Genomic DNA, 15,141 nt, shown 5'->3' on the forward strand with positions numbered 1-15,141 from the left:
AATGAAACCTGTTGTACTGAGCATGATTGATAATGAAGAGTTAACTGAGCAACTGTTGGTCTGTGCTAAAAAAAATCATCCCGAAGTGGAATGGGTGTTGCCGGATAACCCTTTAGCAATACAAGCAAAAGTAGCCGCTTGTTGGCACCCACCTGCAACAATATTAACAGACTTCCCCAATTTACAATGTTTACATTCAGTGGGAGCTGGTGTGGATAATTTAGGGGAGTTACTCAATTCATCGGTAAAAGTAAACCGTATTATCGACGATGGACAAAAGATTGGGATGTTTGAGTATGTGTTATGGGGCGTTTTATATTACCAACGAGATATGGACCGATATAATCAAGATAAGAAGCTAAAACAGTGGAACCCTCTGCCTCAGCGTACCATGGAAAGTATCAAAATCGGTATTTTAGGTTTGGGCGAGTTAGGTGGTTATGTTGGTGAAAAGCTGGCAGCTATGGGCTATCAAGTTTACGGTTGGTCGAGAACAGAAAAACAAATTAATGGCATAACAAGCTACCATGGACAATCCATGTTACCGACACTATTGGAAGATCTGGATATACTAGTAAATCTATTGCCTTTAAATTCACAAACAAAAGGGATCCTTAATCTGGATTTACTTTCAAAGTTACCGAGTAAAGCCGCATTAATTCATTGTGGGCGAGGTGCTCATTTAGTAGAGAAAGATCTAGAGACATTATTGAATAATAACCAGCTTCGTGGTGCTCTTTTAGATGTCTTTTCAACAGAGCCCTTACCAAAAGACAGTAATCTGATGGCGATGGATAAAGTATTTGTTACTCCTCATATTGCTTCTACTGCAAGCAATGAAAGTATTGCCTCTCAAGTAGTACAATCAACTTTAGATTTATGAGTTAAGTGTTATGACTAATAAGGCTGGTACTTTTTCTGAAACTACGAATAACTAATCGCACTTTAAGTAGGTAATAGAATAAATCTATCACCTACTGCTTTAATAGTATTTTTTGTTTTAAAAACAGTCTGTTTAAGTTGTTTTAAATGACGTAAGTGATTCATTTATTTTGTTCTTTTCACATTCTATTACAACATCTTCCCATGTTTGAGGCATCGTAAAATAGAAGCCTTGTACCATTACATCAGGTAGTAGTTGAGCATGTTTAATATCTGCCTCTGTTTCAATACCCTCTACAATTACTTCAAGCTCATATACTTTTGCAAGCTCGTAAATGATATCCAGCGTTGGTTTTTTACCTATTGGGGTGTTGCTTAAACTTTGTACAAAAGATCGATCTATTTTTAAGGTATCTAATGGGTAATTCACTAACTGATTAAAAGAGGTATAACCCGTGCCAAAATCATCTATGGCAATACTCACTCCTAAAGATTTTAGTTGTTTAAGACTTGTAATAGCTTGGTAATCTTCTGGCATTAAACAGGTTTCTGTTATTTCGAGTTCTATCTGTTTAACGTCTAGATCATATTTATCGATTAGTGCTTTTAATCGAATATAAAAATCATCGTTACGTAATGATTTGGATGAAACATTGATGGCAAAGAAACCTGCAAAATCAGTTTTGTTTGTTAGCTCTTGAAGTTTAATGAAAGCATGTTCCGCTACCCATAAATCAATCATTAAAATTAAATCGGTTTGTTCCGCAATGGGAATAAATATATCTGGTCCGACACCAATGTTAGTTAACGTTGGACATCTTAATAAGACCTCATAGCCTTTAAGTTCGAAACTTGCTGCACAATAAGCGGGCATAAAGACGAGCTGTAATTCATTATTCTGTATTGCATCAGTTAGTTTATTGCCAATTTTTATTTCATTATTTATCTTATTTTCAAGTTCAGCTGTATATAATTTGTAATTATTTTTGCCTACACTTTTTGCTAAATACATTGCGCTGTCAGCTTGATTGAGGAGTACTTCTCCACTTTCAGTTTTGTCTTTTGTATAGGCAATACCCACGCTTGCATGAATAGTAAATTTATTGGAGCCGATATTAAAACTGTCATCAAAAATGTGACAAATTTGTTTACCGATTTTTTGTATTTCAGAAATAGATGTCATGTTACTCAGTAAAATCACAAACTCATCTCCTCCAAGCCTTGCGATACTCATTATTTGTTGATTCGTGTTGATATTGCCACTCATCCTCAGCATATTTTTTAATCTTTGGCTAAATGTGATTAATAATAGATCGCCAGTATCGTGTCCACAGGTGTCATTTACATACTTGAAGTTATCCAAATCTATAAAAAATAGTGCAATGTAATGTGTATTTTTAATCTCAGGGAGAGAATATAAAGTTTCATTAAAGCTTGCTCTATTTGCAAGCCCTGTAAGCGAGTCGTTATTAGCAAGGTTATTTATTTTTGTAATCAAAGAAATGTAACTTTCATTTAAGTCTGACACTTCGTCATCGGTCGATAATGGCTTTAACTCGACGGTCAAAGAGGCTTCAACTTCTTTGATACTTTTAGCCAATGCGGTAATGGGAAAAATAATTTGCTTATCAATAAGCCTAACAACTACAAAGTAACTTAACCCAATCAGTATTAAGCTGACCAAAATAAGTTTAATGAGGAATACGTTTAAATCTTTTGCAAAATAACTCTCATCTAGTGTTATCTCTATAGTAAACAGTTCTGTTTCGATCTTGGCTTGGTATGCATCGTGATTCATAGACTGAAACGGAACAAGGTTAGCGGATATTTTATCTATTATTGTATTTTTACTTAGCGTTATTTTGGATGTGATGAATCCGTGATTAGCTTTGATCAGATCCTCTATTGCGACTCTGATTAAACCTCTACCAAGTTGAGTTTGAGTAATATAGAGATCGTCATGAGGATCATAATGTTGTTTTGATGTTAGTTGATAAGGAGAAAAAACTTGAATTATATTAAATAACCTATGTTCAGTATTATCAATAAAGTAATAATACTGGGATATTTTTTGATTTGGGTTATTTTTAATTTTATCCAAAATAGTTTGGGTCTGCTCTTGCAAAATAGGAGCTGCAAAAGGATCTTGAGTATTAATGTGTATGATGAGCTTTTCATTTTTATCATAAATAATAAAGTCATTTACAATATGTGAGGGATTGCTTTTTTTGTTTGTCTTATCAATAAACTGTTCTAAAAATTGGCTTATGTAAGGGGCTGTTAATTTAATACCAAGTTCATTCTGTGTGAAGATAAGTGATGCTTCTTTGCTGTCAATTTTATGTTGAAGATAGCTTTGCGCGTAAGCTAATTCGTACTCTGATTTCATAACCGTATTTTTAAGGTATTCATTAAGAGAGTAAATTTTATTGTCGATCAGTTGTGTTTTATAAATACCATAGTAGATACTCGTGACGGCCGCAGAAACGAGTACTATTACAGGTAAAATAATGTATCTTAATTTCTTTCCAAGTTTCACTGTATAGTTACTCTTGGATATTTAATATAGATACCATACGGTTACGTATCACAAGGTCTTCATCAGATATTATTTTATAATATTCACTTCTATTAATGACCTCTGCGTTAGGCGATATTTCACTGTCGTTCTTATAATCATCATCTGCGATTAATTTTGCTGCTTCATTAGTCGTTGAAAACCACATTTCAGATGCATTTTTATAGGCAACGGTAGGTTCATTAATAAAAGAAAGGAAAGTTTTAGTGGCTTCTGTTATTGGTTTTCCTCCTGGTGCTGCTAGGCAATCGATAAAAAGTAGAGTGCCTTCTTTAGGCACAACATATGTCCAGTCATTTTGTCCTGTTGCTTGTTTAAGGTTAAAAATATCACCGGAGTAAATAACTGAAAGCGTCAATTTAGATGCACTTTTTTGCTCATCAACATAACTGAGGGGGTATCCGTATCCAAGTAAGTATTGTGATTGTGCTTTGAGTAAAGCATATGCAGATTTTAATTCATTTTTATTATTAGAGAATGGGTCAAACCCTTGAGCAAGTAAAGCAACCGCGACCGTATCTAGATCATCTTTGAGCATCATGGTTGTTCCAATATGTTCATCGGCCGGAGTTATAATATCATTCCATGAATCAACCTTTTTCTTGGCAATAGAAGAGCGATAGGCAATGCCCATCGTTCCAGTGGAATAAGGAACCCCATATTGACCGCATGACTCTCTTGATTTCAAGCTATTATTTTGCAGGTTATCTATTTCAAGAGTTGGTAGTACAGCTAAAACACCTGTTTCTCCATATCTCTTGGCAGTTGCATTATCGACGAGTACTAAATCGTAACGAATGCCTTGTCCATTCATTAAAAGTGCATTTCGGTCAACTTCATTATCGAAAAAGTATTGTTTTACAGTGTGCCCAGTTTTCTGAGTAAACTCATTAATAATTTCTTCTGAAATGAAGTGCTCCCATATAAAAATTTTAATTTCTTGCGCATTGAGCGGTAAAGAAAATGTTAAAGCAAGCAATGTTTTTAATACATTCTTCATATTTATTCCTAATTTTTACTTATAAAAGTAGCACTTTGGGGGTATTTATCCAGTTTTTTAAACGAAAAATTACTTAAAATAAGCAGTAAATCCTAAATCCTAAATCCTAAATCTAAATAGCATTAAGGTATTGGGGCAAAGAATAAATATTTAGATATATTTATAATGAAAATTGTTATGGAAATAGGGCGTGATAAAAAATGTGTAAGCAGTAAAGGCAAAAGGAGGGACTATTTGAAGCAGCTTATTTAAGTTACTTGTGCATCCATTTTAACACTTTTCCTGTGATATCTATGTAGCTCTCTAAAAATAATCTATCTATTGTCTAAAATTTTTCTTCTTATTCTCTGCTAAAGGTTGCTCCGCTGATAGGCTTATTGATTTTAAATACTTACTCATCTTATTATAGAACTTGCCGATATATAAAATATGTTATTAGTAAGTGGTTTATTTTACGATAAAGACCAGCTATCAAACTTAAGTTTTTAATACTTAAAATTTTTTCGTGAAGGGCAATGACGACTACTAAATATTACGTAACGACTTATTTTAATTTACACATTAAATATTCTAGTAAATGAAATATTTAGTTATCAAATCAATTAACAATAATAAAAAACTAATATCAGTTAAGTCTGTTATGGTTAATTATTTTAAGCTTAAGGAAGTAACATGACGGTTTCTGTTTTAATTTGCGATGATTCGAATATTGCTAGAAAACAATTAAAAAAAGCACTTCCTGAACAATGGAAAGAAAGTGCGCTATTGGTTAATAATGGTGAAGAAGCACTTGAAGCATTGCAAATGGGGAATTTTGATCTATTATTTTTAGATTTAACGATGCCCGTGATGGATGGTTTTCAGGTTTTAGAAAATATTAAAGCACAAGGCTTAAAAGTAAAAACAATTGTTGTTTCTGCTGATTTACAGATTGAGGCAAGAAATAAAGTAGCTGAGGATGGCGCAATTGATTTTATTAGGAAGCCTGTTTCCGAATCGGCATTAATAGGTGTTTTAAATACACATGGATTATTATGATTGAAAGCCTAAACTTCAATGAAGATCAACGCGATTACTTACAAGAAATCTGCAATATAGGTATGGGGCAGGCTGGCGAGTCGTTATCGATGTTGTTTGAGCAATATGTAACACTGTCGGTTCCAGCGATTGAAATTATTAAGGCGACAGAGCTTAATTCTGTATTACGTCGCTTAATTCCTGCGGAAACGATCTCTGTTGTTAGCCAAGGCTTTTATACTCATGTAACTAACCCTAAGTTTTGTGGTGAATCCTTAACGATTTTCAGTGATACCAGTTTTGATAATCTAGCTCAATTGCTTGCCTTTGACGAAGAAATGACACCCGAGTTTGAACAGGAAATTTTGCTAGAAATCTCCAATATTATCAATGGAGCTTGTTTAAGCGGTATTGCAGAGCAGCTCTCTGAGCGTTTTTTTAATACGCCACCTTCTATTATCGGCCAGTCTATGCCTGTTGATAACTTATTATCTCAACAAAAGATTCGATGGGATCATGCTCTATCAATAAAAATAGAATATAAAGTTGAAAAACACTCCTTTAAGTGTGATTTATTATTGTTGTTACCTGATAGCTCTATTAAATATTTACAAAGTATTTTAGATAAACTATTGGATGAGTTTTAAATCTGATGACGAATAAATTTGCTTACACTCATAATATTATTGATTGTCTTGATAATGGCATTTTCGTTGTTGATAAGAACTTTACTATCCAACTGTGGAATAAATTTATGGAGGTGCACAGTGACTTCACTGAAAGTGAAATCATTGGTAGAAATTTTTTTGAGTGTTTTCAAAACCTTCCTCAAAAATGGCTTGAAAGAAAGATAAACAGCGTTTTCCTACTTAATCATGAGTCTTATACTTCATGGGAACAAAGACCATATTTATTGCAGTTTTCTCATGGTAGATCGGTGACGGGTCACTTAGGGTTTATGTATCAAAATTGTAACTTTGCACCCATCTGTAATCAGGATGATGAGGTTGAATATGTTTGTATATCTATTAAAGATATGACAGATATCGCTATCTCTACTATGCAATTAAAGGAAGCTTGTGCAGAATTAGAGCGTATTAGTAGTATCGATGGGCTAACTCAATTATTCAATCGAGCACATTGGGAAAGAGCATTTGCAAATGAAGTGGAAAGAATAGATAGATACGGCGGTAAGGTTTCATTAATTATTTTTGATATGGACAATTTCAAAAGTATCAATGATCGCAATGGCCATTTATTTGGTGACCAAGTGTTGAAGGAAGTGGCTAAACGCTGCAAAAGTGTGCTGCGTTCGGTAGATGTTATTGGACGTTATGGTGGAGAAGAATTCGTGGTTTTCTTACCTGAAACTAACATTCAAGAAACGGCTTTAGTCGCTGAAAAGCTAAGAAAAAATATATGTGATACACCTGTACGTTACGAGGGGGTTGCGTTATCTATCTCTATTAGTGCTGGTTTTACTACTTCAGGAAGCGAGTATAATGATTTTGAAAAGTTACTTCATCAAGCTGATATTGCCTTGTATCAAGCAAAGGCAAAAGGTAGAAATCAATGCGTAAATTATTTAAATCTGCCAGCAGAAGCGTTTGAAAAATAATTGAATTGCAATGTATTACAAGGTTGATAAGTAAAATGGGAAACTAGTTGTTAGTATTCACTGATAACATAATCTAAGCCTTTTGTTTTAGCTTGATACATTGCCTTGTCTGCAAAGGACAATAACCCTTCAGCATCACAATCCACCTCTTTACTTAGAAATGCAATACCAATACTGACGCCTAAAGATAAAATTTGTCCTTCATGGTGGATAGGTTTTTCAACAGCGACTTTTATTTTTTCTGCTACTTTGACTAAAGAATTAGTATTAGTGTGATCTTCAATAATAAAAATAAATTCATCTCCACCAACACGGTAAGCACTATCACGCTGACGAAGAGAAGTAAGTATACGTGCTCCAATTGTTTTCAATGCCGTATCACCTGCCGCATGTCCAAAGTTATCATTAATATATTTAAAACGATCTAGATCTGCCATTAATACCGCAAAGTGGTGGCCTCTTTTTTTAGCATTTTCAAATCGAGTACTCAATAGCTCTTCTAGCTTCGTACGATTATGAAATCCAGTTAATGGATCGGTTCTCGCAAGGCTATATAAACGTTTGTTTGCTTTATTAAGTGATTTTGTTCTGGACTCAACACGTTCTTCTAATTCATTAGTAAGCTTTTGTAATTTTAAATTTGAATCCGCTAATGAATTTTGACTGTTAGATAACCGACTCATCATTGCGTTAAAGGTGATTGCCACAGTGCTTAATTCATCTCTTCTTCGCAGTAGATCCCAGTGAGTTCCTTGTTGAGAGTCTAAGTCTATATTTCTAATATGGTTGATTAATGAATTAATAGGTTTGCCTAAATTATTACGTAAAAAATGGATCATTAAAATAACCCCTGTAAAAATGATCAAAGACGCATACATAAGCATTTTTATGATAAATTCGGTGAGTTTAGACTCAAGTAAGTGTTGGTCTATTGTTGCTATTATGTAATGTTGTTGCTGAGTAACAGGCGGTAGGGATTTTTTGATTAAATACTGGTTATCTTGTGAAATGAAGTGGTTGGGTTTTGATATGGTAGTCTGTTGGTTGTTCAGAGGGGTTGATTCAAAGAGAACTTTTCCATTTTCATCAATTAATGCCGCGTAGATGAGGCCTTCTGTATTATCTACCAATTTTTGGCATAGTGCTTCATAACCAAAAAATTCATTAGGTAATAAACCAAGCTGCAGTAAACGTTCTGTTTTATAGATGAGCTCTTGTACGGCAATATCACCTCGCTGAATAAATAAATTTTTGTTGGTATTATAAACTTCTATCGTAAATACAAATAAAATGATTGAGGTAATGAGAGTTAGGCTCACGGTAAACAAGATTGCTATTTTACTGGTGAGTGAAATGGGCATTATTCGCTCCAATCGTACTGTTTCTTAGTTTTTACACTGAGTAAAAGTTGCACATCGATGTTTATTCCTAGTGTTTTTGCACGTGCAAGGCTGATCATTGGTTCACCTTTTTCACTTGAGCTAATAGGAATATCGCTTGGGGAAACCCCATCAACTAATATTTTTCTAGCCATTCCCCCAGCAATGTACCCTTGTTGATAAGCGGAGATCGCTACAGCTGCTAGCGTACCTAAGTCAACACGAGACTCCCAAAATGAGAAGTCTGGGAGTTGGCTATTCTCTGCTGTCCATTTTAAAATTTCTTTGAAATCAATGTCCTTGTTATTTTCGTCTTTAATATTAAAAACACCTAGTAAAGCAACCGCATCCACCTTAGTTTGTAATGACATCATCATGTCTTTGTAATCACTAAATGTGTTAGCAAGGTACCATTGTGTAACTTCAATATCTGGATTTGCTTTTAGCTTCTCTTTTATGCGTTTAACAACCCCTGCCCACATTGGATCAGAGTCAATGATCACTGCAATGCGTTTTATATTTTTGTTAAACGATCTGAGTAAGTTTACTGCGGGAATAAAGTGTTCATATTCCATAACTCCAGTGACATTGTTGGAATTTGAAAAATGGTAGAGCGAAGGATCTCGATTAACGGCACTGAATACGATGGGTAAGGTAGTATTCACATAATCCTGAGCAAAGTACTTTTGTGCATTATCATCATTGCTATAAAGTAAGTCAGGTTGCCATTGAGTGACTAAGTCTTTTGCTATAGTTACTTTTTGTTGGATAAGGATAGGGTCACTAGCTCGTTTAGTGTCTAATTCAACAATCTTATACTCTACATTATTAAGTGCTAGGCCATCTTTAAAGCCTTGTAGCTGATCTATATTCCACTCCCATGACATATGGTAACTAGGGACATGTAAAATACGTAATGGTTGGTTTTCATCAGCCAGTAGGCGAGTCGTAAGACTTGAAAAGATAATATAAAAAACGATAGCAAATCGAAAAAACATATTCATGACCCTCTTAAAAAATTGGAGCGAGCATTTATTCGATAGTATTTTTTGGTGGCTAACATTGTTGATTATAATCTGAATAGGTCAAATTAACTAAAAAAACATTACCACTATCTCAATATAAGAAATAATACAGATTTACAGATAATTGTTAAATTAAATTATATTTAAATCACATAACTATTTAAAAGTGAGTATTTATTTGTATTTACTAATTGTGTTCTAGTAAGCATCATCAGCAATTGGCGAAAGTGAACAGAGATAGAGATGTTCCTCGCTATGTATTGTAAATAAATGAAGATGTTTTAGTTCAAAGCATTTTAAATAAGTATCGATATTATAGCGATATGCTGATCGCCCAAATGGCTAAAATAGTTACAGTGATAAAGATCATTGCTTTGGTTTTGTGCTTTTTAATCAACTTCTCTGCCTGGTTCCCTGCATAGTAAACTATGATTGCTAATCCAAAGTAACGTATCGATCGTGCAATGGTGGCGGCCATTAAAAATAATAACAGTGAATATTTAGTTGCCCCAGCGGCGAGCATGGCAATTTGAAAAGGGATGGGAATAATACCTAAGGTCATAACAAACCAAAAACCTTGGGCTTGCATTTTTTGCCTTACCATTTCAAATTGCTCTGGTGTTGATAGCGTATTGATTACCCAGTCTCCAACGGCATCAAATAAATAATAGCCTAATGTGTAACCAAAGAGTGCGCCAATCAAACACCCGATTGTTGCCATTAATGCGATAATCCATAATCTCTCTCTACGAGCTTGCATTAAAGGAACTAAGATTGCTTCTAGTGGAATAGGGACGATCACTGATTCTAAAAACGAAGCGATGGTGATCCCAGTAAGCATATGTTTTGAATCGATAAACTGGCGAGTTCTTTGTTTTAAATTAATCTTGGTTGGCATAAGACTCTCTTAGTCGGTATTAATATAACTGAGCTTATCTCTTAAATTCAGAGATCTATAAGTTTATATCAAGTTTTATGCCAATGACTAAGTTGTTATTAATTAAGTGAAAATAAGCTATTAACTATTGTTTATAGTGTAATTTTTACAGAGTTAATACTTGATCTACTGTATTTTTACAGACAGGACTATTTTACTTTGGATCGTAGATAAGCTCGCTTAATAGCGGAAAGTGATCAGAACTAACAGAAGGCATTCTCTCTATTTTACTTAAAGTGAAGTGCTCGCTATGGAAGATATGATCTAATGGCCAACGTAAAAATGGGTAGTCAGCATGAAATGTATTAAACATTCCCCTGCCTATTCTTGGATCTTTTAAGCCGCTTATTTGTCTAAATGCTTTGGTGGTTGGTGACCAAGCTACGTCATTTAAATCTCCGGTCACTATTGTTGCTTCTGTTTTTTTCGCTATCTGTTTTGCTATTACCAGCAACTCTTTATCCCTAGGTGTAGAAGTATCATTTTCAGTAGGGCTAGGTGGAGCTGGATGAAGAAAATGGCACTTAATCTTAGTGTCTTCATTGAGAATTAAATAACAATGAATAGAAGGAATATCTTTTTCAATTAGCTCTAATACTTGGATATCCTCTAGAGCATATTTACTGTAGAGGTGCATTCCATATAGGTTATCGAGAGGGTGATTTACTCTATAAGGGTAATCCTTGTGAATTGATGCTAATTGAGTTTCCCACCAAAGGTCTGTTTCCAGTGTTACTAGCACGTCTGGTTGGTGATGATTAACGAGATCAATTAATTTGTTTACTTGTCGGTTTGGCATTAACACATTACTGGTCATTATTTTAATTGATGGTTGCCCTTGAATTCCTGAGCTTTTAGGGACTTGCTTAGTACACAATCTTGTATAAGGAAAGATCCACATTAATTGATAGCTAGTTAATAATGCGTTGGTGATAAGTAAGACTAAACATAGAACTGGCGAATCGATAAAACTGCTAGCAAACATTAATACAAGCGTAATCACTGCTATCTGTACTCTTGGAAATTCCCAAACTCTTGATATCCAGTGATTTGAGGGAGAAAAAGGTGCGAAAGTAACAAACATCATGATACTTGTTATTAGCAATATAGTGATTTCGAACATTTGTAATTCCTAGTGATGGTGTCGGCTTTCTTTTCATAACAATTGCATTAAATAAGTGATCTAAACTTTGCTCTATATAGTTAAACAGAGTCAAAGATAAATACAAGAGATTCATATAATTAGATAGATAAATATGCTATTTAATTTTTGTTTTTTTATGGAGGAAATTCGGCTTACATAGCCTGAAGGGACTCTGAACGGAAATAACTTATAGCTACTATTTTTTTAATTAGTAACAGCTGTCGCAATGATATAAATCAATTTCCATCTTAAATATATCTTTAAAAATGCAAACTAGATCTCTTTTGTACATCACAAAACTATCCTAATTGGTGAAGTTAACTATACTTTTTGAGTAGTTTTTGTATTTAATTATTCATTTTATGTATAATCATTGTGAATTTTAGATCAAATGAAGTTTCTGTTAGAGTTAGTTCTTACTGGTGAGGGATGTCTATGAAGGAAAATAATAAGCCATTAATATATCTTTTTTTATGCTTATTTCTGTTGGTCGGTTGTACTTCTGACCAGCATTATCTGGTTGGTCCTACTAAAGACGTTGAGGCTTCAACTAACTCCGATGAATTAGATAAAGTTCAGGTTTTATTCTACTTTGAAAGTGATGATTCTGATAAAAAACAATCAGTTTTAGTTCATTCAGAAACACGCTTATTGGGTGCGTTATTGGATAAATTATATTTTTATTCGGCTTTTTGTGTTGGTGAGGAAGTGCTTCGTTTTGAAAAAAGAGAGAAAGGCTTTCATGCTCAAGATACGATCACTAATACTCATTATGGAAGTTTTAAAATAGAAAAAGATCAACCTCTTTATTTAGGGGTTGTTGTGAATCAAGATGGGACTATTGCTACCAATATTACAACTAAAAAAGATGCTGAAAAAGTCGTTGGAAAAATTGTAAATAGGACATTTTTAGTGAATCGAAAAGTTGAAGCGTGTGACCCTCCAATAGTTGAAGCGACTCCTCCCAAGCAAGATGTGAAATTAAAAAATATTGAGTTATCTGCTGATGCATTATTCGCTTTTGATAGTGCGACTTTAAATAAACAGTTAGTAAAAAAGAATATGAGCCACATATTAGAGCAAGTAAATCGTTCTGATATTTCTGTTACCCGCATAGTGGTGAGTGGACATAGTGATCGCTTAGGTGAAGCTGGTTACAACCAAAGGCTTTCTGAAGAAAGAGCTCAGGCTATTGTCAATTATTTGATTTCAGAAGAAGTCAGAGCTCCAATCGAATCGATCGGCTATGGAAGCCGACAACCCATTACAGATTCTGAATGTTCAAGCCAATTATCTCAAAAATCATTAATTGACTGCTTACAACCCGATAGACGTGTGAGTGTTGAGTTATGGGGTAATTATCAAGATGAATCTACTTTAAGTGCAACAAAATAAACACTGTTTCAATTTTATTAACAGGGTTTTAGGAGGGCAAAATGTTTAATAATATTAATATTTTAACACAGGGTACTGAAGGTCAATTAGAAGCTAACATCGTCACCAATGATAGCCTAAGTCCCACTGTCCTCAAAGCACAAGACGGAGTAGCTTATGAGTTACGCGCGGTTGATTCCCAATTAGCACCTCAACAAGTGTTAGTTTCCAGAAATGGATCTGATCTAGAGCTACGTTTTGATGAGTTTGCGACGGTAGATACTCCTGTTGATGCGATCATTGAAGGGTATTACGATCTCCCACAGCCTCCTGCTTTAACAGGGATTTCTGAAACAGGGATTTATTATGATTATGTCCCTCAGACAGGCCTAGAAGATGCCTTGTCATGGAATCTAAGTGATGGTTTTAGTACTTATCAAAGCCTTGGTTACACGCAGGTTGCATCTAATGCTGTTCCTTGGCTTTCAGTTGCTGCTGTTGGTGCTTCTACTGCTGGAGTTGCCGTTGCTGCAACTGCTGTAGCATCTTCAAGCAGTGATGAATCTTCAGCAGAGCCCGACCCATCAATTACAGTAAGTCAGCTTAGTTTAGATACTAAACGTCCGGGGTTTAAGGGGTCAGTAAAAGATCCTAATGCAGAAGTTATATTAACGATTGAAGGCATTGACTATGTCGCTACTAATAATGGTGATGGCACTTGGCAATTAGATGAAAATACGGTTGAACCTCTAGATGAAGGGGAGACGACTTTATCGGTGACTATGATTGATGAACAAGGCAATGCCGACACTATAACAGACACTGTTATTGTTGATATGATCCCTGTAGAAGTGACAATAGATAGTTTAGTTACCAATAACACTCTACCAACGCTAACAGGTTCTATTAATGATGCTACAGCAGATATTGTAGTAACACTTAATGGTGTTGATTATGATGCGGTAAATAATGGCGATGGGACTTGGACTTTAGATGGTGACCTTCTTTCTGAATTAGCAGAAGGTGAAGTAACGGTTAATATCTTGGCTACGGATTCTGCAGGTAATAATGATGTTGAGAGTACAACCATTGTTATCGATACTACAGCGCCTACTGTTTCATTGGATTCACTTATTACTGATGACCCAACTGCTTTATTAACTGGGTTAGTCGATGATACTGAAGCAAGTGTTGTTGTTACTGTTGATAGTATTGATTACCAAGCAGTAAATAATGGTGATGGGAGTTGGAGTTTACCAGATAATACATTAACTGAATTAGCTGAGGGTGAAACCCAAATTACAGTCACCGCAACAGATAGCGCTAATAATACTGAAACAATCATTGATAGTGTCGTTGTTAATACCGAACAAGTTGAAATAGGAACAAGGAGTTTAGTTTCTGGGGAAACTAAACCTGAGCTTACAGGGTTTATTGATAATCCTGATGCGAGAGTTGTTGTTACAATTAAAGGGATTAAATGTGAAGCTAAAAATAACGGTGATGGAACCTGGACATTAGATCCAGATAGTATGCCTGTTTTATCAGAAGGCACTACTGCATACACAGTTACTTCAATAGATGATGCAGGCCTGAGAATTTCAACAAGTGGTACTGTTACTGTGGATTTATCAGGTCCTGAAGTCTCGGTTAATTCAATCATTACTAAGGACACTACCCCAGCTTTAACAGGTAATGTGGATGATCCTGATGCAACCGTTATTGTTACTGTGAATGGTGATGATTACGCTGCAATCAATAATGCTGACGGTACTTGGACAGTGAGCGATAATTCCTTATTAGCTTTAAGCGAAGGGGAGACTGAGGTTACTGTTTTAGCTACCGATGCATTAGGAAATAGTACTTCATCAACAGGAAATATTACTGTTGACACAATAGGGGTTAATGTCACCCTCGATGCGTTAACTACCAATGAAATTTCACCTGCGTTAAGCGGCAGTATTGATGACCCAACAGCCACTGTGATTGTGACGGTCAATGCGGTTGAATATACCGCAGTGAATAACGGTGATAACACCTGGAGTTTAGCGGCTGATACTTTACCTGACTTAGCAGAAGGTGAGGTTGAAGTGAGTGTGTCTGCGAGTGATGAGGCCGGCCATAGCGACAGCGCAACAACAACCATTGAGATTGATACCACCGCACCAGTGGTCAGCGTCGATTCAA

At 35.1% G+C, this 15,141-nt stretch carries 12 protein-coding genes; 6 read left to right on the forward strand and 6 right to left on the reverse strand.

What is annotated here, in order from left to right:
* Position 1 precedes the first annotated feature (1 nt).
* Positions 2–883, forward strand: coding sequence for an NAD(P)-dependent oxidoreductase (locus OW492_RS12145; protein ID WP_290040268.1), 882 nt, complete (start codon positions 2–4; stop codon positions 881–883).
* A 132-nt stretch (positions 884–1,015) separates the two neighbouring features.
* Here the strand turns inward: OW492_RS12145 and OW492_RS12150 are convergent, their stop codons facing one another.
* A complete protein-coding gene (locus tag OW492_RS12150; RefSeq protein ID WP_290040269.1) occupies positions 1,016–3,421 on the reverse strand; it encodes an EAL domain-containing protein in 2,406 nt (801 codons plus the stop codon).
* A 7-nt stretch (positions 3,422–3,428) separates the two neighbouring features.
* Positions 3,429–4,460, reverse strand: coding sequence for a spermidine/putrescine ABC transporter substrate-binding protein (locus OW492_RS12155; RefSeq protein WP_290040271.1), 1,032 nt, complete (start codon positions 4,458–4,460; stop codon positions 3,429–3,431).
* A 672-nt stretch (positions 4,461–5,132) separates the two neighbouring features.
* Here OW492_RS12155 and OW492_RS12160 point away from each other — a divergent pair.
* The 3 genes from OW492_RS12160 to OW492_RS12170 are packed head-to-tail and all read left to right on the forward strand — an operon-like array spanning position 5,133 to position 7,095.
* Complete coding sequence (locus OW492_RS12160; protein ID WP_290040272.1) at positions 5,133–5,498, forward strand: response regulator; 366 nt, start codon at positions 5,133–5,135, stop codon at positions 5,496–5,498.
* Entirely contained in the window at positions 5,495–6,124 is a 630-nt protein-coding gene (locus OW492_RS12165; protein ID WP_290040274.1) for a hypothetical protein, read from the forward strand. Before OW492_RS12160 ends, OW492_RS12165 begins: the two co-directional genes overlap by 4 nt.
* A 5-nt stretch (positions 6,125–6,129) precedes the next feature.
* A complete protein-coding gene (locus OW492_RS12170; protein WP_290040276.1) occupies positions 6,130–7,095 on the forward strand; it encodes a diguanylate cyclase in 966 nt (321 codons plus the stop codon).
* A 50-nt stretch (positions 7,096–7,145) separates the two neighbouring features.
* Here the strand turns inward: OW492_RS12170 and OW492_RS12175 are convergent, their stop codons facing one another.
* From OW492_RS12175 to OW492_RS12190, 4 genes are all read right to left on the reverse strand, one after another.
* Entirely contained in the window at positions 7,146–8,456 is a 1,311-nt protein-coding gene (locus OW492_RS12175; RefSeq protein ID WP_290040278.1) for a sensor domain-containing diguanylate cyclase, read from the reverse strand.
* The gene (locus tag OW492_RS12180; protein WP_290040280.1) at positions 8,456–9,478 is read right to left on the reverse strand and encodes an ABC transporter substrate binding protein; all 1,023 of its coding nucleotides are present in this window, start codon (positions 9,476–9,478) and stop codon (positions 8,456–8,458) included. Before OW492_RS12180 ends, OW492_RS12175 begins: the two co-directional genes overlap by 1 nt.
* Before the next feature lie 334 nt (positions 9,479–9,812).
* Positions 9,813–10,397 (reverse strand): VTT domain-containing protein, encoded by a 585-nt coding sequence (locus tag OW492_RS12185; protein WP_290040281.1) that lies wholly within the window; start codon positions 10,395–10,397, stop codon positions 9,813–9,815.
* A gap of 193 nt (positions 10,398–10,590) precedes the next feature.
* Entirely contained in the window at positions 10,591–11,559 is a 969-nt protein-coding gene (locus OW492_RS12190; RefSeq protein ID WP_290040282.1) for an endonuclease/exonuclease/phosphatase family protein, read from the reverse strand.
* Between the two features lie 456 nt (positions 11,560–12,015).
* On the opposite strand from OW492_RS12190, the gene OW492_RS12195 reads away from it, so the two are divergent.
* Positions 12,016–12,975 carry an OmpA family protein gene (locus tag OW492_RS12195; protein ID WP_290040283.1) on the forward strand — a complete coding sequence of 320 codons (960 nt, stop codon included), beginning with the start codon at positions 12,016–12,018 and terminating at the stop codon, positions 12,973–12,975.
* A 41-nt stretch (positions 12,976–13,016) separates the two neighbouring features.
* The coding region (locus OW492_RS12200) for an Ig-like domain-containing protein (protein ID WP_290040284.1) at positions 13,017–15,141 on the forward strand (2,125 nt) is incomplete at its 3' end.

It is taken from the genome of Psychromonas sp. 14N.309.X.WAT.B.A12, from assembly GCF_030397575.1.
Lineage (GTDB): Bacteria > Pseudomonadota > Gammaproteobacteria > Enterobacterales > Psychromonadaceae > Psychromonas.